Origin of the sequence: Bifidobacterium santillanense, from assembly GCF_018555385.1 — a bacterium.
Classification (GTDB): Bacteria; Actinomycetota; Actinomycetes; order Actinomycetales; family Bifidobacteriaceae; genus Bifidobacterium; species Bifidobacterium santillanense.
The window spans coordinates 1-21,743 of sequence record NZ_JAFEJS010000013.1; the positions used below are offsets into that span (position 1 = coordinate 1).

Sequence of the window (21,743 nt, forward strand, 5' to 3'; positions counted from 1 at the left end):
CATGCACGAGACGTTCGGCATCCCCATGAGATACGGCACCGGCATCGACTGGAACGACTTCCACACCCGCGTCGAATGGCCATCAAACGACTAAACCCTCAGACACACATTTTGGCCTATAACCCCCATCAAACGACTAAACCCTCAGACACACATTTTGGCCTATAACCCCAAAAGGGGTTCCAGTCAGCTGACTGGAACCCCTGATGGCGGATGAAGCGAGATTCGAACTCGCGGAGGGGGTTGCCCTCACACGCTTTCGAGGCGTGCTCCTTAGACCGCTCGGACATTCATCCATGCGCTGCGTGAAAACGCAACCTGTTCATTATAAGCCTATGTTCGCCGCGTGCAAGTCGGGCGCGTCGCGGGAGGGCAAGCTCCGGCGTCGGCCGCCGACGAGGGCCCGTCGCGGGGGTCTCCCCTACAGCGCCTGCTCGTGGACGGAGGCGTTGACCCACTGGTGCTGTTCGACGTTGTATCCGGAGAAGATGCCGATGTCGAGCATGCAGTCGCGGTAGTCGCGCCCGTGGGCGATGGTGATGTAGTTGTCGTCGACCATGCGGTTGTGCGTGGGATCGAGACCGATCCAGCGGTGCCCCTGATAGATCTCCACCCACGCGTGCGTGGCGCCTTCCCCGCCCAGAAGGCCGGCGATGTAGCGGGCGATCAGACCGCAGTGGCGGCACACCGACAGCATCACGTGCGCGTAGTCCTGGCACACGCCCTTGCGCTGGGCGAGCGCCTGCTCGGCGGTGGTGCGGATGGTGGTGGAGCCCGGCGTGTAGACGAACGCCTTGTACACCTCGTCCATGATCTCGCGCGCCTTGTCGATCGGCGTGGCGTCCTCGGGCAGCCTGTCGAGGCGCCGACGGCAGATGTCGGTCAGCGCCTCCACGGCCGGCCCCGGGATCGTCAGGGCCGAATCGAAGCGGTACAGCGGCTTGTAGATCTCCGTCTTGATGTGTTCGTTGTCGACGAACGCGATGCCGGTGACCTTGTAGTTGAACACATCGTGCGGCTCGGGGATGAAACCGGTCTTCACCACCGAATCGAAGGAGTCGATGGTGGTCTCCAGCTCGACGTCCGGCTCGATGTCGATCTCGACGTCGACGACCTGCTGACGCGGGCCGGTGGCCGGGATGCACCGCAGCTGGAAACGGTGGTCGGTGACGGGCGAGCTGAAGCTGAGCTTCATCTCGTAGTCAAACACCAGTTTTTTCATGAATCAGGCTCCGTAAGATGTGACTTAAACCTCATTCCACCTTACCAGCTTGACCAGTCACGGCCGGCGGGCGTCCATGTTCATCGCGCTGAACGATCCCGGGTCCTTGCGGTCGCCGGTGATCGAACGTCTGCCGAAGTCGTCGAGGAACTCCTGCAGACGTGCCGTCAACTCCGGGTAGCCGCGCTGCGGCAGCTGGCCCAGCAGCCAGCCGATGCCCTCGGCGAAGCACTGCGGCAGCGGCATGCCGTCCAGCGCGTGCGAATAGGAGCTGAGCTTCCTGAACGGCGCATCCATCTCCTCGACGGGCATGCCGAATCTGGTGTACAGGTCGAGGCGCTCGATGTACTTGCCGATGAAGATGAACGCCTTGAGCGTCATGTCCGTGGCGGAGTTCTCGATGCCGCCCCAGAAGGCGAGCATGTCGTCGGCGATGTCGCGCTGGGCGTAGATGTCGGACGAATCGGCGGACGCCTCGGCGGCGCTGGTGATGTTCGTCACCGCCAGCTCGACGTACTGCAGCAGACGCGACGACAGCTCCGGGCGCAGGACCACCGCGTTGTTGAACGCGGAGACGATGGCGGAGCGCACCGAATCGGGGTTGGTGCTGTCGTAGAGGAATGAGTGGATGAACGTGTCGAAGTCCTCGAAGTCCTCCGGCAGGTCGAGCGCGCGGGCGAACGGGCGGAAGGCGTCCGGGTTGTCGTCCATCACGCGGTCGTAGAACGGGTAGAACTGGACCAGCGTGGTGAACGCGCGCTCGGTGTAGCGGCCCAGCCAGTACAGGTTGTCGGCCTTGGAGGCGGTGACCAGCTGCAGCGAGTGCTTGCGCGCGTGCGGCATGAGGTTGACCGACTCGATCTCCTCGCCGTGGTTCGGGATCACCCGGTCCTTGGGCGCGAGCACCCACGTGTCCTTGAAGCCGCCGCCCTGGGAGGAGTTGACGATCATCTGGCCGGGCACCGACGAGTAGCGGGTCAGGCCCGAATACCACACGTGCGTGTTCTGGCCGGTGACGACGAAGGCGCGCAGGTCGGCCTTGCGCGGGCTGCGTTCGCCGGTGTCGGGGTCGACCACGTCGATGTCGCGGAACTGGATGATCTCCTGCGCGATGAAGCGGCGGGGATCGGTCTTGATGCGGTCGGCGAGCTCCTCGCGCTTGTCCCTGTCGAGGTCGCGGCCGAACACCACGCCGTAGCCGCCGGCCTCGGCCACATCCTTGATGACGAGCTCGTCCATGCGGCTCAGGACCTCCTTGCGGTCCTGTTCGAACATCGGCATGTAGGTGGGCGCGTTATGCAGGATCGGCTCCTCGCCCAGATAGTACTTGATCATCTGGGGTACGAAGTAGTAGATCGCCTTGTCGTCGGCGGCGCCGTTGCCCGGCGCGTTGACGATGGCCACGTTGCCGGCGCGGTACGCGGACAGCAGTCCGGGCACGCCGATCACGGAGTCGGGGTTGAAGGCGAACGGATCGAGGTAGTCGTCGGCGAGACGGCGGTAGACGACGCCCACGCGATGGCGGTTGCCGGCGTAGTCGAGGAAGAACAGCTTGTTCTCGACGACCTCGAGGTCCTCCGGGAAGGCGAGCGTCGCACCGGTCTTCTCGGCGAGGTACGCGTGTTCGAAGAACGCGGAGTTGTAGCGTCCCGGAGTCAGCACCACGGCGATGCCCTCGGTGGAGACGAAGTCCATGGCCTTGCGCAGCAGACGCGGATAGTCGCGGTTGTCGCGCACGCGCACCTCGCGGAACAGTCGCGGGTTGGTGCGGCGCTCGATGTCGCGGGCGAACAGCGGGTAGCTGGCGCCGGACGGGATGCGCAGGTTGTCCTCGAGCACCCACCAGCGTCCGTCCTCGCCCTGGACGAGATCCTCGCCGGCGATGTGCGCGAACACGCCGGCCGGGGGCGTGACGCCGTTGACCTGCGGATAGTAGCCGGCGGACGTGTAGACGAACTCCTCGGGCACGACGCCGTCATGGATGATGTTCTTCTCCGAGTAGATGTCCTTCAGATAGGCGTTCAGCGCGTTGACGCGCTGCTTCAGTCCGGCCTCGAGACGATCGAACTCGTCGGACTCGATGATGCGCGGGATCGGATCGTAGGGAAACAGCCGATCGTGGTATTCGCCGTTCTTGTACACGCCGAAGCGCACGCCGTTGCGGCTCAGTTCGCGGTTGATGCCCTCACGCCGCTCCACCAATTCCGCCGCCAGTCTTTGCGCCGCCGATTCGATCATCGCGTCACTTCCTTGATGTATCCACCCGCGCCCGGCCCGCCTGGCCGGCACGGCCCGGGACGTTGCGTTCCGGGATGCCTACACGTCAATACGTCGTATAAACGTATGCGGGACCCGTTTCGGCAAATGCGCGGGAATGTTACGAACGCGTCACCGCCGCCGCGTGTCGGTTTCGTGCGGTCGCGGCCGACGGCACGGCGCGAGGGTAGTACCGGCCCCACGCCGCGTGATCGCCCTGCCCGTATACTCTCGATGGCTATGACGGCTATGACACGACTACGTATCGACCTGGCATACGACGGCGGCGCCTTCTACGGCTGGGCGACGCAACCCGATATCCGCACCGTGCAGGGCACCATCGAGGCGGCGCTGCACAGGCTGCTGCGCGTGGACGAGCACGATCCGGACGAGCCGCTGCGCCTCGTCGTCGCCGGGCGGACCGACACGGGCGTCCATGCCAGCCATCAGGTCTGTCACCTCGACGTGACGGCGTCGACGTTGGAACGCGCCGTCGGGCATATGCGGGTGCCGGCGGTCACCGCGCTCGAGCATCGTCTGCAGCGACTGCTGCCGACGGACATCACCATCCACCGCGTATCGGTCGCGCCGGATGGCTTCGACGCCCGATTCTCCGCGCTGGAGCGCACGTACGTCTACCGGATCGCGGACCGGTCGAGCGAGGTCGACCCGAGGCTGCGCGGCTGCGTGCTGCACATCGACGATACGCTCGATCTCGACGCGATGAACCGGGCGGCGGCGATGACGCTCGGTCTGCACGACTTCGGCTCGTTCGCGACGCCGAATCCGGGAGGCACGACGATCCGCGAGGTCAAGCGCGCATTCTGGACGCGTGTGCCCGCACGGCCGTTGACGCCCACCGGCGGCGCCGACGCCCCGGACTCCGGCTACGTCACGCCGACGTTGGAGTCCGGTCTCGTCTGCTTCACGATCGTGGCCGACGCGTTCGCGCGCAACATGGTGCGCTCGCTCGTCAATGCGTGCGTCGCGGTCGGCATCGGCAAGCGGGATCTCGACTGGTTCGCCGGGAAGATGGCCGTGCCGAAGCGCGAGGGCTCGACCGGGCCGATCGCCCCTCAGGGGCTCACGCTCGAGCACGTCGCCTATCCGCCGGACGGTGAGCTCGCCGCGCGCGCCGAGGCGATCCGCGCCGTGCGCACCCTGCCGTGAGGCGCCCGTAGGCCGGCCGCACCACGGGAGCAACGGCGCGGGGCATACGCGCATACGCGCATACGAAAAGGACCGAAATCCGTATGACGCGGATTTCGGTCCTTTTTCAGCGCGTTGTCGGCTGTGAAGTCAGCGAGTGACTCACTCGGCCTGCTCGGCGGCGGTCTCCTCGGCCGGAGCCTCGGTGGCCGGAGCCTCCTCGACCGGAGCCTCGACCTTGGTCGCGGCCTCGGCTTCCTTCACGACGGCCTTCTTGGCCACCGGCTCGGTGACGAGCTCGATGATGGCGGCCGGAGCGGAATCGCCCTTGCGCGGGGCGATCTTCACGATGCGGGTGTAGCCACCCTCACGCTGCTCCATCTGCTCGGCGATCTGGGTGAACAGCACGTGCACGACGGACTTGTTGCGGATGACGCGCATCACGCGACGGCGGGAGTGCAGATCACCGCGCTTGGCGAAGGTGATCAGGCGCTCGGCCAGCGGACGAAGGCGCTTGGCCTTCGGCAGCGTGGTGACGATGCGGCCGTTCTGGAACAGGCTGGTGGCCATGTTCGCGAGCATCAGACGCTCGTGCGCCGGGCTGGAGGCCAGACGCGGGCCCTTCTTGGGTGTGGGCATAGTAACTCCTTTTGCTAGGGCCGGTTCAGGTGGGCAGAGGCCCGAACGTCCGAACCGGTCCTGCGGTTGGTCGAACTGCGGCTAACGGGTTCTCACTCGTCTTCAGGCGAGAAGAAGGTGCCGCCTTCGAGATTGTTGGTGTCGAAGCCACCGAGCGGGGAAGCCTTGAGAGACATGCCCAGAGACTGGAGCTTCTCCTTGACCTCGTCAATGGACTTCATACCGAAATTGCGGATATCGAGCAGATCCTGCTCAGTGTGGGAGACCAGCTCGCCGATGGTGTGGATGCCCTCGCGCTTGAGGCAGTTGTAGCTGCGCTGCGTGAGGTTCAGGTCCTCGATCGGCACGGCGAGTTCGGGGTTGGACTCCTCCACCACGGGGGCGGGGCCGACCTCGACGCCTTCGGCCTGGGTGTTGAGCTCACGGCACAGGCCGAAGAGCTCCACCAGGGTGGAACCGGCGGAAGCCACCGCGTCGCGCGGGGAGATGGCCGGCTTGGTCTCCACGTCCAGGATGAGCTTGTCGAAGTCGGTGCGCTGTTCGACGCGCGTCGCCTCGACCTTGTAGCTCACCTTGAGCACAGGGGAATAGATGGAATCGACCGGGATGCGGCCGATCTCATCGGTGTCCTGCTTGTTCATCGCCGCCGGCACGTAGCCACGGCCGCGCTCGACGGTGAACTCGATCTCGAGTTCGCCGTCCTCGGCGAGGGTGGCGATGTGCATGTCCGGATTGGCGATGGTCACGCCGGCGGGCGGGGTGATGTCACCAGCGGTGACCTCGCCCTTACCGCTCTTGCGCAGGTACATCACGACAGGTTCGTCGTACTCGCTGGTGAGCACGATGCCCTTGACGTTGAGCAGAATCTCGGTGACGTCCTCCTGGACGCCCGGCAGAGTGGTGAACTCATGCAGGGCACCGGAGATACGCACCGACGTCACAGCGGCACCCGGGATCGAGCTCAGCAGGGTTCGACGCAGCGAGTTGCCAAGCGTGTAGCCGAAGCCCGGTTCGAGCGGCTCGATGGTGAAGCGAGAACGCTGAGGGGTCAGCGATTCCTCGGTAAGAGTCGGACGCTGTGCAATAAGCACTGTGGTATCCTTTCAGCTTCTGACCGGTGGTGCACTCACCGGGCCATAAGCGGGTTGGATGAATATTGTCTAGTAGTGCTCAGACGCGACGACGCTTCGGGGGACGAACGCCGTTATGCGCTTGCGGGGTGACGTCGGTGATGGAACCGACTTCGAGGCCGGCGGACTGCAGGGAGCGGATGGCGGTCTCACGACCGGAACCCGGGCCCTTCACGAAAACGTCAACCTTCTTCAGGCCGTGCTCCATCGCCTTGCGAGCGGCGGACTCGGCGGCCATGCCAGCGGCGTACGGCGTGGACTTACGGGAGCCCTTGAAACCGACATCGCCACCGGAGGCCCAGGACACCACGGCGCCGGACGGATCGGTGATCGAGATGATCGTGTTGTTGAAAGTGGACTTGATGTGAGCCTGGCCGACCGGGATCGACTTGCGATCACGACGACGGGGCTTACGAGCGGCTTGCTTAGGCGCTGCCATTGACCCTCGTTTCCTTGTAACGAACTTATTGTTGTGAAATGGTGATTCGGGCGATGGGTGCGACCCCGTGGCCCGAATCGGAGCCACCTACTACTTGGTGGCCTTCTTCTTTCCGGCGACCGTGCGCTTCGGGCCCTTGCGGGTACGGGCGTTGGTCTTGGTGCGCTGACCGCGCACGGGAAGTCCCTTACGGTGACGCAGGCCTTGGTAGCAGTTGATCTGAATCTTGCGACGGATGTCCGCGTCGATTTCACGGCGCAGGTCGCCCTCGATCTTGTAGTTGGCCTCGAGGTAGTCACGCAGCGTGATCAGCTGCTCGTCGGTAAGATCCTTGACGCGGATGTCCGGGTTGATACCGGTCGCGGCAAGCGTTTCCTTGGCACGAGTGCGACCCACACCGAAAATGTAGGTGAGGGCGATCTCGATGCGCTTCTCATTGGGGATGTCGACTCCGGCAAGACGTGCCATTGCGATTCCTTCTTGTTGACGTAGGTCTTGCACCCACTCGTCCGGTTCCCCGGCACGGGCCTACGTACCCGTGGTTCAGCGTCGTTCCCTTGCGGGAAGCGCTGTGAATGAGTGCCTGATGATATGCCGCTGGAGAATCTTCTCTCAGCCCTGACGCTGCTTGTGGCGCGGGTTGGAGCAGATCACCATGACGCGGCCGTGACGACGGATCACGCGGCAGTTCTCGCAGATCCTCTTCACACTAGGGCTGACCTTCATGGTTTTCCTTTGCTTGTACCTTTACTTGTAGCGGTACGTAATACGACCGCGGTTGAGATCGTACGGGCTCATTTCGAGCACCACGCGATCCTGGGGAAGGATGCGGATGTAGTTCTTCCGCATCTTGCCGGAGATGGTGGCGAGCACGATGTGCTTGTTCTCGAGTTCAACGCGGAACATCGCGTTCGGCAGCGCTTCGACAACCCTACCTTCGACTTCAATCACACCGTCTTTTGCCATTACTCCCGCTTCCACTCCTCGGTTGCATTACATGTGTGTATCCGAAGACACACCAAGTTACTAGGATACACAAGAACCGGACGTACGACGCATTGGCGTGTCGTACGTCCGGTTCCCGAAAGCGACGTGCTAGCGGCCCATCCGCCTTATGGCTCAGCGGGCGTCCAGCGCGGCCACGATGTTGGCCTGGATCGCGTCGATGTCGCCGACGCCGTCGATGGCGACCAGCTGGCCGCGGGACTTGTAGGTGTCCAGCAGCGGGGCGGTCTCCTTGGCGTAGGTGTCCAGACGCTTGGCGATGGCCTCCGGCGTGTCGTCGGTGCGGCCCTGCTCGACGGCGCGCTTGGCGATGCGCTCCATCAGCACGTCGTGGTCGGCGTCGAGGGCCACCACGGCGTCGAGCGGGGTGCCGAGCTCCTCGAGCATGGCGTCGAGCGCCTCGACCTGGGAGGCGTTGCGCGGGTAGCCGTCGAGGATCCAGCCGTTCTTGGCGTCCGCCTGGCCAAGACGGTCCTTGACGATGGAGTTGGTGAGCTCGTCCGGGACCAGCTCGCCCTTGTCCGTGTAGGCGATGACCTTGAGACCGAGCTCGGTCTTGCCCTTGATGTTGGCGCGGAAGATGTCGCCGGTGGAGATCGCCGGGATGCCGTAGTGCTCGGCGAGCAGCGCGGCCTGGGTGCCCTTGCCCACTCCCTGCGGGCCCATGATGAGAAGACGCATGTTATGTCTCACTTTCCTTCGACGTGGTCGGTGTTTTCAAACAGGAATCCGGCGTACTGGAACTGCTCGGTCTGGGCCTTGGCCTGACGCAGGGTGTCGAGGCCGACGCCCGCGATGATCAGGATCGTGGTGCCGCCGAACGGCAGCTGGGTGTTGAGGCCGAGAGCCATGATCAGGACGGTCGGGATGAGGGCCACGAACAGCAGGTAGACGGCGCCCACGGTGTTCAGGCGGTTCATGACGTAGCTCAGGTAGCGGCTGGTGGCGTTGCCCGCGCGGATGCCCGGGATGAAGCCGCCGTACTGCTTCATGTTGTCCGCGGTCTCATCCGGGTTGAACGTGATCTCGGTGTAGAAGAAGCAGAAGAACACGATCATCAGCGCGTACAGCGCGATGTACCAGATGCTGGTGGTGTTCGCCAGGTTGGAGTTGATCCACTTGACCCAGCTCTGGTCGGACTTGCCGAACTGCGCGATCAGGGTCGGGATGGCCAGAATGGAGGACGCGAAGATCGGCGGGATGACGCCGGACATGTTGATCTTCAGCGGCAGGTAGGTGGAGGAGCCGCCGTACATCTTGCGGCCGATCATGCGGCGGGTGTACTGCACCGGGATGCGGCGCTGGCACAGCTCGACGAAGTCGACGAAGATGAGGATGACGACGAGGACGGAGACGACGATGGCGAACTTGCCCCAGTCGCCGTCGGTGCCGTTGGTGCCCCAGCCGATCTCCCACAGCTGCGGCAGGAAGCCGGAGCAGATGGACATGAAGATCAGGACGGACATGCCCTGGCCGATGCCCTTGTCGGTGATGAGCTCGGCCATCCACATGATCAGGCCGGTGCCGCCGGTCATGATCAGGACCATGACGACGAGGTTCCACACGGAGCCGTCGGGGATGACCTGGGAGCAGGCGTAGTTGAACAGCGCGCCGGAGCGGGCGGTCACCAGGATGGTGGTGGACTGCAGCACCGCGAGGCCGATGGTCAGGTAACGGGTGTACTGGGTGAGCTTGGCCTCACCGGACTGGCCCTCCTTGTGCAGGGCCTCGAAGCGCGGGATGACCACGCGCAGGAGCTGGACGACGATGGATGCCGTGATGTACGGCATCACGCCCAGCGCGAAGATGGACAGCTGCAGCATGGCGCCGCCGGAGAAGAGGTTCACCAGTCCGATGAAGTTCTCCTGGCTGCCCTGCAGGGTCGCCACACACTTTTGCACGACGGTGTAGTCCACGCCCGGGGTGGGGATGAACGAACCGATGCGGTAGATAATGATGATGAACAGAACGAAGAGGATTTTCTTCCTCAGTTCCTTCGTCTTCAAGGCCTGGATTAACGTCCTCACCTGAAATCCTCCCATACCGCGCCCCATGGCGCGTACACACATACAAGCACGTTTTGAACGCTAGCGCACCAGCATAGCCTACCGTGCCTACTAAGCACCAGCCTCCGTCCCGCACTCCCCCATATCCTGAGACGGGGAACGACGCGGTTCCCCCGATCGCGGCGTCCGGAAACGGTGCGGACGACGGTTCCGCGTCGTCCGTCGGCGTCGATGCCGATGCGGCGTGCCGGCCCGAGCCGGCGGATGAACGAATCGATCGCGTGATCGCGCGGCCGTACGGGCCGCGTGGCCGGACATGAGATGACCCCCTTGCCCGGAATCAGGCAAGGGGGTCATTGCTCACATCAGATGTTCCGTGGAACCGAAGTCAATCAGTCCTCGGACACGCTGCCGCCGGCGGCCTCGATCTTGGCCTTGGCGGAAGCGGAGGCCTTCACGCCCTTGAGCGTGAACTTGGCGGTGGTCTCGCCATCGCCGAGGACCTTCACCGGCTGGTTGGCGCGCACGGCGCCCTTAGCCACGAGGTCGGCCACGGTCACCTCGCCGCCCTCCGGGAAGATCTCGGCGAGCTTGGCGATGTTGATGACCTGGAACTCCGTCTTGAACGGGTTCTTGAAGCCACGGAGCTTCGGGAGGCGCATGTACAGCGGCAGCTGGCCACCCTCGAAGCCCGGACGCACGTGCGTGCGCTTGGTCTGGCCCTTGAAGCCGCGACCAGAGGTCTTACCCTTGGAGCCTTCACCACGACCGACACGGATGCGGTCCTTCTTGGCGCCCGGGGCAGGCTTCAGATTGTGCATCTGCAGGATTTCGTTGTCTGCCATAATCAGTCGACCTCCTCGACAGTGACCAGGTGACGCAGAACGTTCACCATGCCACGCACGGCCGGGGTGTCCTCACGGACGACCGTCTGACCGATCTTGCGCAGGCCCAGGGTCTGGGCGGTCGCGCGCTGGTTCGGCTTACGGTTCACGAGACCGTGATGCAGCGTAATCTTCAGGTTCTTGGCCATACTCACTCACCGTCCTTCGCTTCGGCGGCCTTGGCGGCCTGAGCCTCCTCGCGAGCCTTGCGGGCCTCGGCGATGCCGAGAGCGCGGGCACGGAGCAGGGCGTCCGGGGCGACTTCCTCGAGGGACAGGCCACGGCGGGCGGCGATCTCCTCCGGCTCCTCAAGCTGCTTGAGGGCGTCGACGGTCGCACGCACCATGTTGATCGCGGTCGGCGAGCCCATGGACTTGGTCAGCACGTCGGTGATGCCGGCGCACTCCATGACGGCGCGGACCGGGCCACCGGCGATAACGCCGGTACCGGGGGCGGCCGGGCGCAGCAGGACGGTGCCCGCGGCGTCGTGACCGATCACCGGGTGGACGACGGTGCCACGCACGCGCGGCACGCTGAACATGTGCTTCTTGGCGTCCAGCTGGCCCTTGGCGATGGCCGCCGGGACCTCACGGGACTTGCCGTAGCCGACACCCACGGTGCCGTTGCCGTCGCCGACCACCACGAGGGCGGCGAAGCTGAACGTACGGCCACCCTTGTGGGTCTTGGACACGCGGTTGATCGTCACGACGCGATCGAGGAGCTCATCGCCCTTGTTCTCTTCGCGACGGTTGCGACGCTCACCACGGCGGCCCTCGCCGCGACGGCTGCCACGACGGCCGCCACGACGATCGTCGTTGGCGTTGTTCTCTTCAGCCGGAGCAGCCTGAGTGTTCTGAGTCTCTTCAGCCACTTGGGTTTCCTTCATTTCTTCGCTCACAGTGCCAGACCTCCCTCACGGGCGCCCTCGGCGACGGCGGCGACACGACCGGTGTACTTGTTGCCACCGCGGTCGAACACGACGGCCTCGATACCAGCGGCCTTGGCCTTCTCGGCGATCAGCTCGCCGACCTTCTTGGCGGCCTCGACCTTGGTGCCCTCGAAACCGGCGAACTCGGCGGTCAGGGTCGAAGCGGACACGAGGGTCTTGCCCTGGGTGTCGTCGACGATCTGGGCGACCATGTGACGGTTGGAGCGGGTGACCACCAGACGCGGACGCTCGGCGGTACCGGTGATGTGCTTACGGATGCGGGCGTGGCGACGCAGACGCGCGACCTTCTTACCCTTGCCGAAAATCGTGACGGTCATATCACTTACCAGCCTTTCCAGCCTTGCGCAGAATATGCTCGTCGGCGTACTTCACACCCTTGCCCTTGTAGGGCTCCGGGGCGCGCAGCTTGCGGATGTTCGCGGCGACCTGGCCAACCTGCTGCTTGTCGGTGCCCTCGACGACCACGTGGGTCGGGTCGGTCACCTTGAGGGTGATGCCCTCCGGCGGGTTGACGGTGATGGTGTGGGAGTAGCCGAGGAAGAACTCGATGCCCTGGCCCTTGGCGACGGCGCGGTAACCGGTGCCGACGATCTCAAGGGTCTTGGAGTAGCCATCGTGCACACCCTTGACCATGCCGGCCATGATGGAGCGGGCCAGACCGTGCTTGGCACGGGTCGGGCGCAGGTCGTCAGCGGCGGTAACGATGATCTCGTTGCCCTCGACGGCAGCGGTGATGCCCTCCGGCAGGACGTAGGAGTCGGAACCCTTGGCGCCCTTGGCCGCAAAGTTCTGACCGTCGATAGTGACCTCAACGCCAGCGGGGATGGCGATGGGGAGCTTACCAATATGCGATGCCATGTGTCAGCTCTCCTTTCTCACCACACGTAGGCGACGATCTCGCCGCCGATGCCTCGATCGAGGCATTCCTTCTGGGTCAGCAGTCCCGACGAGGTCGAGATGATGGCGATGCCGAGGCCGCCGAGCGGCATCGGCAGGGAGTCGGACTTGGCGTAGCGACGCAGGCCCGGCTTGGAGATGCGCTTGATGCCCTGGATGGAGCGTTCGCCGTTGGGGCCGTACTTGAGGGTGACCTCGAGGGTCTGACCGACCTTGGCCTCCTTCGCGGTGAAGTCCTTGATAAAGCCTTCGCGCTTGAGGATCTCGGCGATGTTCGCCTTGAACTTCGAGTACGGCATGTCCACGGTCTCGTGCTTCGCCGCGCTCGCATTACGCAGACGCGTAAGCATGTCTGCGATCGGATCTGTCATTGTCATGTGGGCTAGTGCCCTTTCTCGCCGTGGTTTCCGCCGCCCGCTCCCCGAGGGAGCTAAGGCCGCGGACCTTCAGCGTCGATGTTTACCAACTGGACTTCGTAACGCCGGGGAGCTCGCCGCGGTGGGCCTTCTCGCGAAGGCAGATGCGGCACAGGCCGAACTTACGGTAGACGGAGTGGGGACGGCCGCAGACCTGGCAACGCGTGTAGGCACGCACCTTGAACTTCGGCTTGCCGGCCGCCTTGTTCTTAAGAGCGGTTTTTGCCATATCAGTTCTCCTTGAAGGGGAAGCCGAGGTGCTTGAGCAGCGCGTAGGCTTCCTTGTCGTCCTTGGTGCTGGTCACCACGGTGATGTCCATACCGCGCTGGTGATCGATGGAATCGGGATCGATCTCGTGGAACATGGACTGCTCGGTGAGGCCGAAGTTGTAGTTGCCCTGACCATCGAACTGGTGGCCGTTGATACCGCGGAAGTCGCGGATACGCGGCAGAGCCAGCGTCAGCAGACGATCGAGGAACTCCCACATGCGATCGCCACGCAGGGTGACGTACGCACCGATGGCCTGGCCCTCACGCAGGTGGAACTGCGCGACGGACTTCTTGGCCTTCGTGATCTTCGGCTTCTGGCCGGTGATCAGGGTGAGGTCCTTGACGGCGCCTTCGATGAGCTTGGAGTCACGCGCGGCGGCGCCGACGCCCATGGAGACGACGACCTTCTGCACGCGAGCGACCTGCATCGGGTTGGAGTACTTGAACTCCTTCTCGAGCTCGGGGATGATCTGCTCGTTGTACTGCACCTTCAAGCGCGGGGTGGCCGGCGCTTCGACGGTAGTGGTGTCGGTCATGCCAGCTCCTTTCCGGACTTCTTGGCGACGCGCACGCGCACGGTCTTGACCTTGCCGTCACGCGCCTCTTCCTTCACGACGATGCCCACGCGGGTCGGCTGCTTGGTCTCCGGGTCGATGACCATCACGTTGGAGCGATGGATCGGAGCCTCGGTGGAGACGATGCCGGACTGCTGGCCCTGCTGGGTCGCGCGAACGTGCTTCTTGACGATCTGAACGCCTTCGACGATCAGGCGGTCGTTGGGCAGCACGCGCTTGACGGTGCCTTCCTTGCCGCGGTCCTTACCGCGGATGACCTTCACCTGGTCGCCAGCCTTGATCTTGGCTGCCATTGTCAGATCACCTCCGGGGCGAGGGACACGATGCGCATGAAGCGCTTGTCGCGCAGCTCACGAGCGATCGGTCCGAAAATACGAGTGCCCTTCGGTTCACGGCCGGAGCCGAGAATGACGGCGGCGTTCTCGTCGAACTTGATGTAGGAGCCGTCCGCACGGCGGTGCTCCTTGACGGTACGGACGACGACGGCCTTGACCACGTCGCCCTTCTTGACCGATCCGCCAGGGATCGCGTCCTTGACCGAGGCGACGATGACGTCGCCCAGGCCGGCATAGCGTCGCTTCGAACCACCGAGCACGCGGATGGCAAGGAGTTCCTTGGCACCCGTGTTGTCGGCGACATGAAGCCGCGTTTCCTGCTGAATCATTGATTCTCCTTAGCCGAGCTGGTTCTCCCCGCACACCGGGCGCGGTAGAGGAATAAGCACAGAATACCTATTCATACCGCGCCCGGTGGACGGCGAGCCTTGCCGAACTTGTTTTTACTTGGCGCGCTCGATGATGGATTCGAGACGCCAACGCTTGGTCTTGCTCAGAGGACGAGTCTCCATGATACTCACGAGGTCGCCAATTTTCGCCTCGTTGTGTTCATCATGGGCCTTGACCTTCTTGGTGGTGCGGACGACCTTGCCGTACAGCGGGTGGGTCGAACGCTTCTCGAGCTCGACGGTGATCGTCTTGTCCATCGCATCGGACACGACGTAACCGCGACGAACCTTGCGGAAGTTACGCTCTTCAGCCATGATCACTTCTCCTTAGCGGTTTCAGTGGCGGCCGGCTCGGCGGTGATGCCGAGCTGACGCTCGCGCAGCACGGTGTACATGCGGGCGATGTCGCGCTTGACGGCCTTGAGGCGGGCGGTGTTCTCGAGCTGACCGGTCGCGTGCTGGAAGCGCAGGTTGAACAGCTCTTCCTTGGACTTCTTCAGGAAGCCCTCGATCTCCGCGTTGGTCTTCTCATTGAGGTTCTTGATGGAGTACTCTTCGGTTCCGACTGCCATATCAGATGTCACCGCCTTCACGAGCAATCACACGGCACTTCATGGGGAGCTTATCGATGGCGCGGCGAAGAGCCTCGCGAGCGACATCCTCGGACACACCGCCGATCTCGAACATGACGCGACCGGGGTGGATGTTGGCGATCCAGAACTCAGGCGTACCCTTACCGGAACCCATTCGGGCGCCGAGGGCGTGCTTGGTCAGCGGGCGATCCGGGAAGATCGTGATCCACACGCGGCCACCACGCTTGATGTAGCGGGTCATGGCGATACGCGCGGCCTCGATCTGGCGGTTGGTCACGTAGGCCGGGGCCAGCGCCTGGATGCCGAAATCACCGAAGTTGATCTCGTTGCCGCCCTTGGACATGCCAGAGCGGACAGGACGATGCTGCTTGCGGTACTTAGTCCTCTTTGGGATAAGCATTCTTGCTCACTCCTTCGTTTCCGTGGCGGCGGGAGCCTCGGCGGCCTCGGCCTTCGGGGCCTCGGACTGCTGACGGCCGGCACCGGCGTTGCGGTTGCCACGGCGCGGACGGCGATCGCCGCGACGGCCGGGGCGGTTGTTCTGCTGGGCCTGCTGCTCCTCGAACTCACGTTCGGTCATGTCGCCCTTGTAGATCCACACCTTGACGCCGATGCGGCCGTAGGTGGTCTTGGCCTCGAAGAAGCCGTAGTCGATCAGGGCGCGGAGGGTCTGCAGCGGGACGCGACCCTCGCGGTAGAACTCGGAACGGCTCATTTCCGCACCGCCGAGGCGGCCGGAGAGCTTGATGCGGATACCCTTGGCACCGGCGCGCATGGCGTCCTGCTGGGCCTTGCGCATGGCGCGACGGAAGGTGACGCGGTTGGTCAGCTGCTCGGCGATGCCCTGAGCGACGAGCTGGGCGTCCAGCGCGGCGTTCTTGACCTCGAAGATGTTGAGCTGGACCTGCTTGCCGGTCATCTTCTCGAGCTTGGCGCGGACCTTCTCGGCCTCGGCGCCGCGGCGACCGATCACGATGCCCGGACGGGCGGTGTGGATGTCGACGCGGACGCGGTCGCGGGTGCGCTCGATGACGATCTTGCTCACACCGGCGCGCTCGAGATCCTTGTTCATCTCCTTGCGGATCTTGTCGTCCTCAAGCACGAAGTCGGAGTAACGCTCGCCGGCCTTGTTGGAGTCGGAGAACCACTTGGAGCGGTGGTTCTCAGTGATGCCAAGACGGTAGCCAAACGGATTGATCTTCTGACCCATCTTTAGCGGGCTCCTTCCTTGTTGGCGACGACGACCGTGATGTGGCTCGTGCGCTTGTTGATGCGAGCGGCACGGCCCTGGGCGCGGGCGCGGAAACGCTTGAGCGTCACGCCTTCGTCCACGTAGGTCTCCTTGATGTACAGGTCGTTCTCGCGGAACGGCTCGCCGGCCTTATCGGCCTGGAAACGAGCGTTGGCGATCGCGCTCTCGAGGACCTTGCGAACCGGCAGGGACGCGTCCTGAGGGGCGAACTTCAGAATGGTGACGGCTTCGGTCGCCTGCTTGCCTCGGATGAGGTTGACCATGCGACGAGCCTTGCGCGGCGTCACGCGGACGTGACGAGCGATTGCTTTAGCTTCCATAAGTCATGCTCTCCTTTAGCGGCGGGCCTTCTTGTCGTCCTTCACGTGACCCTTGAAGGTCTTCGTGGGGGCGAACTCACCGAGCTTGTGGCCGACCATCGCCTCGGTGACGAACACCGGGACGTGCTTGCGACCATCGTGAACAGCGAACGTGTGGCCGATGAAATCGGGGGTGATCATCGAGCGACGGGACCACGTCTTGATGACGTTCTTGGTGCCCTTCTCGTTCTGCTCGTCGACCTTCTTCTGCAAGTGGGCGTCGACGAAGGGGCCCTTCTTGATGCTACGAGTCATCTCTTCGAATCTTCCTTACTTGCGGTTCTTGCCATTCGGACGGCGACGAACAATCATCTTGTTCGAAGCCTTCTTCGGACGACGGGTACGAACCTCGCCCTTGCCCCACGGGGAAACCGGCGGCTTGCCACCGCGGGTACGACCGCCGTGCGGGTGGTCGACCGGGTTCATGGACTCACCACGGGTGATCGGGCGCTTGCCCATCCAACGGGCGCGACCGGCCTTGCCGAGCTGCACGTTGGCGTGGTCCTCGTTGCCGACCTCGCCGACGGTGGCGCGGCAGCGCGCGTCGACGTTGCGGATCTCGCCGGACGGCATACGCAGCTGGGCGTAGGCGCCATCCTTGGCGACGAGCTGGACGGAGGCACCGGCGGAGCGGGCGATCTTGGCGCCGCCGAGCGGGCGGAGCTCGATCGCGTGCACGATGGTACCGGTCGGGATGTTCTTCAGCGGCAGGTTGTTGCCCGGCTTGATATCGGCCTGGGCGCCGGTCTCGATGAGATCGCCCTGCTTGATGCCCTTCGGGGCGATGATGTAGCGCTTCTCGCCGTCCGCGTAGTGCAGGAGGGCGATGTTGGCGGTACGGTTCGGGTCGTACTCAATGTGAGCGACCTTGGCGGGCACGCCGTCCTTGTCCCAACGACGGAAGTCGATGAGACGGTACTGGCGCTTGTGGCCGCCGCCGCGGTGGCGGGAGGTCATACGACCGTAGGAGTTGCGACCGCCGGTCTTGGACAGCTTGCGAACCAGCGACTTCTCAGGCGTGGAGCGCGTGATCTCGGAGAAGTCCGAGACGGACGCGTTGCGGCGGCCTGCGGTCGTCGGCTTATAAACGCGGATAGCCATAATGTAGTTCTTCCTTTAACTTTTCTCGGCTAGCCTTCAGTTACCGAAGATGTCGATCGTCTGGCCCTCGGCGACGGTCACGATCGCGCGCTTCTCGTTGACGCGGCGGCCGAAACCGGTGCGGGTGCGCTGCTTCTTGCCAGCGCGGTTGAGGGTGTTGACGTTCGTCACCTTGACATTGAAGATCTCTTCGATAGCCTGCTTGATCTGCACCTTGTTCGCGGACGGGGCCACCACGAAGGTGTACTGACCGCGATCGGAGTTGGCGTAGCTCTTCTCGGAGACGACGGGCTTAAGGATCACGTCGTGTGCCGGCTTGTGAATAGCGACCATGAAAATCAGGCCTCCTTCGGCTCGGTCTTCGCCGCGACGAAGGCCTCGAGGGCCTCCTTGGTGAAGACGACGTACTGCGCGGTGACCACGTCGTACGTGTTGAGCTGATCGACGAAAATCGGATGAACGGTCGGGATGTTGCGCACGGACAGCCACTCGTTCACGTTGTCGCGGGTGAACACGACGGTGGTGAACTTGTTGTTGGTGACCGGAGCCAGAGCGGCGACGGCGGCCTTGGTGGACGGGGTCTCACCGATGCCGAAGTCGACCACGGCGATGCGACCGGCGTTGGCGCGGTCGGACAGCACGTAGCGCAGAGCGGCGGCCTTCATCTTCTTGGGGGTGCGCTGGGCGTAGTTGCGCGGCTGCGGGCCGAACACGACGCCGCCGTGGTACCACTGCGGAGCGCGGGTGGAACCCTGGCGAGCACGACCGGTGCCCTTCTGCTTCCACGGCTTCTTGCCGCCGCCGGAAACGTTGGCGCGGGTCTTGGTGGCGTGGGTGCCCTGACGGGCGGCGGCCAGCTGGGCCACGACGACCTGGTGGATCAGCGGGACGTGGGCCTGCACGTCCTCGGCGGAGATGCCGAACAGCTCGGCCGGGGCCTCGACGGTGCCCGCGTTCTGGCCGGCGTTGTCAGTGACGTTCAGAGTAACGTTTGCCATGGTTTATCAGGCTCCCTTCACCGCAGAACGGACGAGAACGATGCCGCCCTTCGGGCCCGGGATGGCGCCCTTGATGGCGAGGATGCCGTTCTCGACATCAGCGGAGACGACGGTGAGGTTCTGCGCGGTGGCGGTCACATGACCCATGCGGCCGGCCATACGCTTGCCCTTGAGGATGCGGCTCGGAGTGGCGCACGCGCCGACGGAACCGGGGCGACGCTCGTTCTTGTGGGAGCCGTGGGAACGGCGGTAGGACTTGAAGCCCCAACGCTTGATGGTGCCAGCGAAGCCCTTGCCCTTGGTGGTGCCGGTCACATCGACCTCGGCGCCCTCGGCGAAGAGCTCGGCGGTCAGTTCCTGACCGACCGTGTACTCGGTGGCGTTGTCCTCGCGCACCTCGACGAGGTGACGACGGGGGGTGACACCGGCCTTGGCGAAGTGGCCGGCGAGCGGCTTGGTCACCTTGGTCGGGTCGATCTGGCCGTAGCCGATCTGGACCGCGGTGTAGCCGTCGGTCTCATCGGTCTTGATGGCCGTGACCACGTTGGTGGAAACGTCCACCAGCGTGACGGGCACGAAGAAACCGTTCTCGTCCCAGACCTGAGACATGCCGAGCTTCTTGCCCAGCAGAGCCTTGCAATCGTTCCTTTGCGACATAGTGGTTCCCTCCTCCCTTACAGCTTGATCTCGATGTTGACGTCCGCAGGCAGATCGATGTGCATCAGGGAATCCACGGCCTTCGGGGTCGGGTCCACGATGTCGATGAGACGCTTGTGCGTGCGCATCTCGAAGTGCTCGCGAGAATCCTTGTACTTATGAGGAGAACGGATAACACAGAAAACGTTCTTCTCGGTCGGCAGCGGAACGGGGCCAACAACAGTTGCGCCCGCGTTCGTCACCGTTTCGACGATCTTCTTCGCCGATTGGTCGATGACCTCGTGGTCATAGGACTTAAGCCTGATGCGGATTTTCTGTCCCGCCATTGCCGTCCGCCCTTTCTAGCGATTCGTGTACTGTTTACCAGCCTGCTTCTTAAGGGCACCGGCGCGCATGGCCTCCCTTGGACATACGTCCTCTGGCGGTCATCCGACATCAGTGCGCGGCCCACCGTGAACCACGTGGATGGTTCCGGCCCCGCGCTCGCTTTGTTATTTCCAATTTGCGAGCCCAAATCAGGCAACTTGTTTATCTAAACACTGAGGGCGGACTAAATTCCGCCCCCGCATCCCCCGGCGTGTCGCGTATCGCGCTACTTGCGCAGACGGGCGAGGGCGCGACGGGTGACGTCGTGGGCGGAGCCGGCGCCGTTGCCGCGCACGCCGCATGCCACGAGGAACACCATGATCAGGCACAGGGCGGCGGAGATGCGCAGCGCCCATTGGATGCCGAAGATGTTGGCGGCGATCAGGTCGACGCCGGAGGCGTGACGCACGGCGGTGAACGTCTCCATCAGGATGACGAGGATGGGGGCGCCCATCGCGCCGGCCACCTGACGGGCCGTGTTGGTCACGGCCGACCCGGCGGAGATCTCCTCCGGCTCGAGGCAGTTGAGCGACCAGGTGGTGATCGGCATCAGCAGCGATCCCATGCCGATCTGACGGACGAACTGGCAGATCGACACCCACCAGATCCACGTGTCCGAGGAGATCAGGCTCATGCCGATGGTGCCGACGGTGAGCACGATGGCGCCGAACAGTGCGACCGGGCGCGCGCCGAAGCGGTCGAGCGCCTTGCCTCCGAAGAGCTGCGAGATGCACTGGCCGATCGCGCCGGGCAGCATGATCAGGCCGCTCATCGTGGCGGAGAAGCCGCGGTCGTTCTGGATGTACAGCGGCATGATGACCAGAATCGAGCTGAACGCGAAGAACGCGAGCGATGCGGTGAGCGTGCCGACGGTGAACGAACGGTTCCTCAGCACCCCGAGGTCGAGCAGCGGAGGCTCGGGCGCCGCGCCGGCCGCGGACGTGGCCGTTCCGGCGACCGACTCCTTATATATATGCGCGCGATGCACCTGACGGACCACGAACCACACGATGCCGACCAGCCCCACAAGCATCGAGGCCCAGACCATCGGGTTGGAGAACGGGTAGTTCTCGATGTTGGTGAAGCCGAACATCAGTCCACCGAATCCGAGGATCGACAGCGCCACGGAGAAGAAATCGGCACGGGCGGTCGCATCGTGCTCGCCGAAGTTGTGCAGCCACAGGCAGGCGGCCACGAGCGAGACGGCGCCGATGACGGTCAGGGTCAGGAAGATGGAGCGCCATCCGTTGGCGTCGGTCTGCAGCCCTCCGAGCGTGGGGCCGATGGCCGGGGCGACGCTCATCGCGATGCCGACCATGCCCATCGCGGCGCCGCGGCGGGACAGCGGAAAGATGGAGAACACGGTGATCTGCAGCACCGGCCACATGACGCCCGTGCCGATCGCCTCGAGCACGCGCCCGAACAGCAGCATCAGGAACGAGGGGGCGAGCCATGCGCATACGGAGCCGAGCGTGAACACCGCCATCGAGACGATGACGATCTGGCGCGTGGAGAAGCGGCGTGTGAGGAACGCGGTGAGCGGGACCATCACGCCCATCACCAGCTGGAAGACGGAGGTGAGCCATTGTCCGGTGGTGACGTTGATGCCGAACTCGTCGACGATGGACGGCAGCGCGGCGCTCAGCTGCAGCTGCGTGAAGTTGCCGACGAACGTGATGAACGTGAGGATCGCCAGCGAGACGAACGCGGTGTGCGTGAGTTTGCCGTCGACGTACGACTCCTCGCGGGTGAGGGCCGTACCGAGATTCCGACGCTGTGCCGTTCCTGCCATGTGACGCATACTTCTTCCCGTGCCGGTCGAGGGCGACCACGCATCACGCCGCTGCGATGCCGTA

Annotated in this window: 33 protein-coding genes and 1 tRNA gene; 1 reads left to right on the plus strand and 33 read right to left on the minus strand. The window is 64.1% G+C overall.

Annotated elements, in window-relative coordinates; genetic code table 11:
* Positions 1–207: 207 nt before the first annotated feature.
* The 3 genes from JS528_RS09915 to JS528_RS09925 all read right to left on the minus strand — a co-directional run bounded on the left by JS528_RS09915 (position 208) and on the right by JS528_RS09925 (position 3,460).
* Positions 208–296: transfer RNA gene (locus JS528_RS09915), tRNA-Ser, on the minus strand.
* A 125-nt stretch (positions 297–421) separates the two neighbouring features.
* Positions 422–1,222 carry a transglutaminase family protein gene (locus JS528_RS09920; protein ID WP_214358901.1) on the minus strand — a complete coding sequence of 267 codons (801 nt, stop codon included), beginning with the start codon at positions 1,220–1,222 and terminating at the stop codon, positions 422–424.
* A 57-nt stretch (positions 1,223–1,279) separates the two neighbouring features.
* On the minus strand, positions 1,280–3,460 hold the full coding sequence (locus tag JS528_RS09925) for a circularly permuted type 2 ATP-grasp protein (protein ID WP_214358902.1): 2,181 nt from the start codon (positions 3,458–3,460) through the stop codon (positions 1,280–1,282).
* A gap of 258 nt (positions 3,461–3,718) precedes the next feature.
* On the opposite strand from JS528_RS09925, the gene truA reads away from it, so the two are divergent.
* Complete coding sequence (gene truA / locus JS528_RS09930) at positions 3,719–4,648, plus strand: tRNA pseudouridine(38-40) synthase TruA (protein WP_214358903.1); 930 nt, start codon at positions 3,719–3,721, stop codon at positions 4,646–4,648.
* A 141-nt stretch (positions 4,649–4,789) separates the two neighbouring features.
* On the opposite strand, the gene rplQ is transcribed toward truA, so the two are convergent.
* The 30 genes from rplQ to JS528_RS10080 form a co-directional block, all read right to left on the minus strand.
* Positions 4,790–5,266, minus strand: coding sequence for a 50S ribosomal protein L17 (rplQ, locus tag JS528_RS09935; protein WP_214358904.1), 477 nt, complete (start codon positions 5,264–5,266; stop codon positions 4,790–4,792).
* 92 nt (positions 5,267–5,358) lie between these two features.
* Positions 5,359–6,357 carry a DNA-directed RNA polymerase subunit alpha gene (locus JS528_RS09940; RefSeq protein WP_043164471.1) on the minus strand — a complete coding sequence of 333 codons (999 nt, stop codon included), beginning with the start codon at positions 6,355–6,357 and terminating at the stop codon, positions 5,359–5,361.
* A gap of 79 nt (positions 6,358–6,436) precedes the next feature.
* A complete protein-coding gene (rpsK, locus tag JS528_RS09945) occupies positions 6,437–6,835 on the minus strand; it encodes a 30S ribosomal protein S11 (RefSeq protein WP_043164473.1) in 399 nt (132 codons plus the stop codon).
* A 90-nt stretch (positions 6,836–6,925) separates the two neighbouring features.
* Positions 6,926–7,303, minus strand: coding sequence for a 30S ribosomal protein S13 (gene rpsM, locus JS528_RS09950; RefSeq protein ID WP_107042202.1), 378 nt, complete (start codon positions 7,301–7,303; stop codon positions 6,926–6,928).
* A gap of 144 nt (positions 7,304–7,447) precedes the next feature.
* Positions 7,448–7,561 (minus strand): 50S ribosomal protein L36, encoded by a 114-nt coding sequence (gene rpmJ, locus JS528_RS09955; RefSeq protein ID WP_043164480.1) that lies wholly within the window; start codon positions 7,559–7,561, stop codon positions 7,448–7,450.
* A 21-nt stretch (positions 7,562–7,582) separates the two neighbouring features.
* A complete protein-coding gene (gene infA, locus JS528_RS09960; RefSeq protein WP_004268611.1) occupies positions 7,583–7,801 on the minus strand; it encodes a translation initiation factor IF-1 in 219 nt (72 codons plus the stop codon).
* Between the two features lie 153 nt (positions 7,802–7,954).
* A complete protein-coding gene (locus JS528_RS09965; protein ID WP_214358905.1) occupies positions 7,955–8,521 on the minus strand; it encodes an adenylate kinase in 567 nt (188 codons plus the stop codon).
* 8 nt (positions 8,522–8,529) lie between these two features.
* Positions 8,530–9,867, minus strand: a complete 1,338-nt coding sequence (gene secY, locus JS528_RS09970; RefSeq protein ID WP_214358906.1) for a preprotein translocase subunit SecY — start codon at positions 9,865–9,867, stop codon at positions 8,530–8,532.
* Positions 9,868–10,238: 371 nt separating this feature from the next.
* Positions 10,239–10,691, minus strand: a complete 453-nt coding sequence (gene rplO, locus JS528_RS09975) for a 50S ribosomal protein L15 (RefSeq protein ID WP_214358907.1) — start codon at positions 10,689–10,691, stop codon at positions 10,239–10,241.
* Between the two features lie 2 nt (positions 10,692–10,693).
* Entirely contained in the window at positions 10,694–10,879 is a 186-nt protein-coding gene (rpmD, locus tag JS528_RS09980) for a 50S ribosomal protein L30 (RefSeq protein WP_214358960.1), read from the minus strand.
* A 2-nt stretch (positions 10,880–10,881) separates the two neighbouring features.
* Positions 10,882–11,628, minus strand: a complete 747-nt coding sequence (gene rpsE / locus JS528_RS09985; protein ID WP_214358908.1) for a 30S ribosomal protein S5 — start codon at positions 11,626–11,628, stop codon at positions 10,882–10,884.
* On the minus strand, positions 11,625–11,996 hold the full coding sequence (gene rplR, locus JS528_RS09990) for a 50S ribosomal protein L18 (protein ID WP_214358909.1): 372 nt from the start codon (positions 11,994–11,996) through the stop codon (positions 11,625–11,627). The genes rpsE and rplR overlap by 4 nt, the downstream gene beginning before the upstream one ends.
* 1 nt (position 11,997) lies before the next feature.
* The gene (gene rplF, locus JS528_RS09995) at positions 11,998–12,537 is read right to left on the minus strand and encodes a 50S ribosomal protein L6 (RefSeq protein WP_214358910.1); all 540 of its coding nucleotides are present in this window, start codon (positions 12,535–12,537) and stop codon (positions 11,998–12,000) included.
* A 17-nt stretch (positions 12,538–12,554) separates the two neighbouring features.
* Entirely contained in the window at positions 12,555–12,953 is a 399-nt protein-coding gene (rpsH, locus tag JS528_RS10000; RefSeq protein WP_169080628.1) for a 30S ribosomal protein S8, read from the minus strand.
* A gap of 82 nt (positions 12,954–13,035) precedes the next feature.
* Positions 13,036–13,221 (minus strand): type Z 30S ribosomal protein S14, encoded by a 186-nt coding sequence (locus JS528_RS10005; protein WP_003814530.1) that lies wholly within the window; start codon positions 13,219–13,221, stop codon positions 13,036–13,038.
* Between the two features lies 1 nt (position 13,222).
* Positions 13,223–13,798, minus strand: coding sequence for a 50S ribosomal protein L5 (rplE, locus tag JS528_RS10010; protein ID WP_214358911.1), 576 nt, complete (start codon positions 13,796–13,798; stop codon positions 13,223–13,225).
* Positions 13,795–14,130, minus strand: a complete 336-nt coding sequence (rplX, locus tag JS528_RS10015; protein ID WP_214358912.1) for a 50S ribosomal protein L24 — start codon at positions 14,128–14,130, stop codon at positions 13,795–13,797. The genes rplE and rplX overlap by 4 nt, the downstream gene beginning before the upstream one ends.
* 2 nt (positions 14,131–14,132) lie before the next feature.
* Complete coding sequence (rplN, locus tag JS528_RS10020) at positions 14,133–14,501, minus strand: 50S ribosomal protein L14 (RefSeq protein ID WP_003827280.1); 369 nt, start codon at positions 14,499–14,501, stop codon at positions 14,133–14,135.
* A gap of 114 nt (positions 14,502–14,615) precedes the next feature.
* Entirely contained in the window at positions 14,616–14,876 is a 261-nt protein-coding gene (gene rpsQ, locus JS528_RS10025) for a 30S ribosomal protein S17 (RefSeq protein ID WP_214358913.1), read from the minus strand.
* Between the two features lie 2 nt (positions 14,877–14,878).
* Positions 14,879–15,133 carry a 50S ribosomal protein L29 gene (gene rpmC, locus JS528_RS10030; protein WP_214358914.1) on the minus strand — a complete coding sequence of 85 codons (255 nt, stop codon included), beginning with the start codon at positions 15,131–15,133 and terminating at the stop codon, positions 14,879–14,881.
* A gap of 1 nt (position 15,134) precedes the next feature.
* Complete coding sequence (gene rplP / locus JS528_RS10035; RefSeq protein ID WP_214358915.1) at positions 15,135–15,554, minus strand: 50S ribosomal protein L16; 420 nt, start codon at positions 15,552–15,554, stop codon at positions 15,135–15,137.
* Between the two features lie 6 nt (positions 15,555–15,560).
* Positions 15,561–16,364: a 30S ribosomal protein S3 gene (rpsC, locus tag JS528_RS10040; protein ID WP_214358916.1), complete on the minus strand. Its 804-nt coding sequence runs from the start codon at positions 16,362–16,364 to the stop codon at positions 15,561–15,563.
* A gap of 2 nt (positions 16,365–16,366) precedes the next feature.
* Entirely contained in the window at positions 16,367–16,726 is a 360-nt protein-coding gene (rplV, locus tag JS528_RS10045) for a 50S ribosomal protein L22 (protein WP_107043735.1), read from the minus strand.
* A 15-nt stretch (positions 16,727–16,741) separates the two neighbouring features.
* On the minus strand, positions 16,742–17,020 hold the full coding sequence (gene rpsS / locus JS528_RS10050; RefSeq protein WP_003814508.1) for a 30S ribosomal protein S19: 279 nt from the start codon (positions 17,018–17,020) through the stop codon (positions 16,742–16,744).
* A gap of 15 nt (positions 17,021–17,035) precedes the next feature.
* Positions 17,036–17,866: a 50S ribosomal protein L2 gene (gene rplB / locus JS528_RS10055; RefSeq protein ID WP_214358917.1), complete on the minus strand. Its 831-nt coding sequence runs from the start codon at positions 17,864–17,866 to the stop codon at positions 17,036–17,038.
* Between the two features lie 36 nt (positions 17,867–17,902).
* Positions 17,903–18,199: a 50S ribosomal protein L23 gene (rplW, locus tag JS528_RS10060; RefSeq protein WP_214358918.1), complete on the minus strand. Its 297-nt coding sequence runs from the start codon at positions 18,197–18,199 to the stop codon at positions 17,903–17,905.
* Between the two features lie 5 nt (positions 18,200–18,204).
* Positions 18,205–18,864, minus strand: coding sequence for a 50S ribosomal protein L4 (gene rplD, locus JS528_RS10065; protein WP_214358919.1), 660 nt, complete (start codon positions 18,862–18,864; stop codon positions 18,205–18,207).
* Positions 18,865–18,870: 6 nt separating this feature from the next.
* Entirely contained in the window at positions 18,871–19,521 is a 651-nt protein-coding gene (gene rplC / locus JS528_RS10070) for a 50S ribosomal protein L3 (RefSeq protein WP_214358920.1), read from the minus strand.
* Between the two features lie 17 nt (positions 19,522–19,538).
* Positions 19,539–19,847, minus strand: coding sequence for a 30S ribosomal protein S10 (rpsJ, locus tag JS528_RS10075; RefSeq protein WP_003827292.1), 309 nt, complete (start codon positions 19,845–19,847; stop codon positions 19,539–19,541).
* A gap of 266 nt (positions 19,848–20,113) precedes the next feature.
* A complete protein-coding gene (locus JS528_RS10080; RefSeq protein ID WP_240541451.1) occupies positions 20,114–21,679 on the minus strand; it encodes an MDR family MFS transporter in 1,566 nt (521 codons plus the stop codon).
* Positions 21,680–21,743 lie beyond the last annotated feature (64 nt).

Excerpts from the sequence above, each read along its gene's own strand:
- JS528_RS09920 (WP_214358901.1), bottom strand. The coding sequence starts at position 1,222 with ATGAAAAAACTGGTGTTTGACTACGAGATGAAGCTCAGCTTCAGCTCG.
- JS528_RS09925 (WP_214358902.1), bottom strand. The coding sequence starts at position 3,460 with ATGATCGAATCGGCGGCGCAAAGACTGGCGGCGGAATTGGTGGAGCGG.
- truA (WP_214358903.1), top strand. The coding sequence starts at position 3,719 with ATGACGGCTATGACACGACTACGTATCGACCTGGCATACGACGGCGGC.
- rplQ (WP_214358904.1), bottom strand. The coding sequence starts at position 5,266 with ATGCCCACACCCAAGAAGGGCCCGCGTCTGGCCTCCAGCCCGGCGCAC.
- rpsK (WP_043164473.1), bottom strand. The coding sequence starts at position 6,835 with ATGGCAGCGCCTAAGCAAGCCGCTCGTAAGCCCCGTCGTCGTGATCGC.
- rpsM (WP_107042202.1), bottom strand. The coding sequence starts at position 7,303 with ATGGCACGTCTTGCCGGAGTCGACATCCCCAATGAGAAGCGCATCGAG.
- rpmJ (WP_043164480.1), bottom strand. The coding sequence starts at position 7,561 with ATGAAGGTCAGCCCTAGTGTGAAGAGGATCTGCGAGAACTGCCGCGTG.
- infA (WP_004268611.1), bottom strand. The coding sequence starts at position 7,801 with ATGGCAAAAGACGGTGTGATTGAAGTCGAAGGTAGGGTTGTCGAAGCG.
- JS528_RS09965 (WP_214358905.1), bottom strand. The coding sequence starts at position 8,521 with ATGCGTCTTCTCATCATGGGCCCGCAGGGAGTGGGCAAGGGCACCCAG.
- rplO (WP_214358907.1), bottom strand. The coding sequence starts at position 10,691 with ATGGCAGACAACGAAATCCTGCAGATGCACAATCTGAAGCCTGCCCCG.
- rpmD (WP_214358960.1), bottom strand. The coding sequence starts at position 10,879 with ATGGCCAAGAACCTGAAGATTACGCTGCATCACGGTCTCGTGAACCGT.
- rplR (WP_214358909.1), bottom strand. The coding sequence starts at position 11,996 with ATGACCGTCACGATTTTCGGCAAGGGTAAGAAGGTCGCGCGTCTGCGT.
- rplF (WP_214358910.1), bottom strand. The coding sequence starts at position 12,537 with ATGGCATCGCATATTGGTAAGCTCCCCATCGCCATCCCCGCTGGCGTT.
- rpsH (WP_169080628.1), bottom strand. The coding sequence starts at position 12,953 with ATGACAATGACAGATCCGATCGCAGACATGCTTACGCGTCTGCGTAAT.
- JS528_RS10005 (WP_003814530.1), bottom strand. The coding sequence starts at position 13,221 with ATGGCAAAAACCGCTCTTAAGAACAAGGCGGCCGGCAAGCCGAAGTTC.
- rplE (WP_214358911.1), bottom strand. The coding sequence starts at position 13,798 with ATGACCGACACCACTACCGTCGAAGCGCCGGCCACCCCGCGCTTGAAG.
- rplX (WP_214358912.1), bottom strand. The coding sequence starts at position 14,130 with ATGGCAGCCAAGATCAAGGCTGGCGACCAGGTGAAGGTCATCCGCGGT.
- rplN (WP_003827280.1), bottom strand. The coding sequence starts at position 14,501 with ATGATTCAGCAGGAAACGCGGCTTCATGTCGCCGACAACACGGGTGCC.
- rpsQ (WP_214358913.1), bottom strand. The coding sequence starts at position 14,876 with ATGGCTGAAGAGCGTAACTTCCGCAAGGTTCGTCGCGGTTACGTCGTG.
- rpmC (WP_214358914.1), bottom strand. The coding sequence starts at position 15,133 with ATGGCAGTCGGAACCGAAGAGTACTCCATCAAGAACCTCAATGAGAAG.
- rplP (WP_214358915.1), bottom strand. The coding sequence starts at position 15,554 with ATGCTTATCCCAAAGAGGACTAAGTACCGCAAGCAGCATCGTCCTGTC.
- rpsC (WP_214358916.1), bottom strand. The coding sequence starts at position 16,364 with ATGGGTCAGAAGATCAATCCGTTTGGCTACCGTCTTGGCATCACTGAG.
- rplV (WP_107043735.1), bottom strand. The coding sequence starts at position 16,726 with ATGGAAGCTAAAGCAATCGCTCGTCACGTCCGCGTGACGCCGCGCAAG.
- rpsS (WP_003814508.1), bottom strand. The coding sequence starts at position 17,020 with ATGACTCGTAGCATCAAGAAGGGCCCCTTCGTCGACGCCCACTTGCAG.
- rplB (WP_214358917.1), bottom strand. The coding sequence starts at position 17,866 with ATGGCTATCCGCGTTTATAAGCCGACGACCGCAGGCCGCCGCAACGCG.
- rplW (WP_214358918.1), bottom strand. The coding sequence starts at position 18,199 with ATGGTCGCTATTCACAAGCCGGCACACGACGTGATCCTTAAGCCCGTC.
- rplD (WP_214358919.1), bottom strand. The coding sequence starts at position 18,864 with ATGGCAAACGTTACTCTGAACGTCACTGACAACGCCGGCCAGAACGCG.
- rplC (WP_214358920.1), bottom strand. The coding sequence starts at position 19,521 with ATGTCGCAAAGGAACGATTGCAAGGCTCTGCTGGGCAAGAAGCTCGGC.
- rpsJ (WP_003827292.1), bottom strand. The coding sequence starts at position 19,847 with ATGGCGGGACAGAAAATCCGCATCAGGCTTAAGTCCTATGACCACGAG.
- JS528_RS10080 (WP_240541451.1), bottom strand. The coding sequence starts at position 21,679 with ATGGCAGGAACGGCACAGCGTCGGAATCTCGGTACGGCCCTCACCCGC.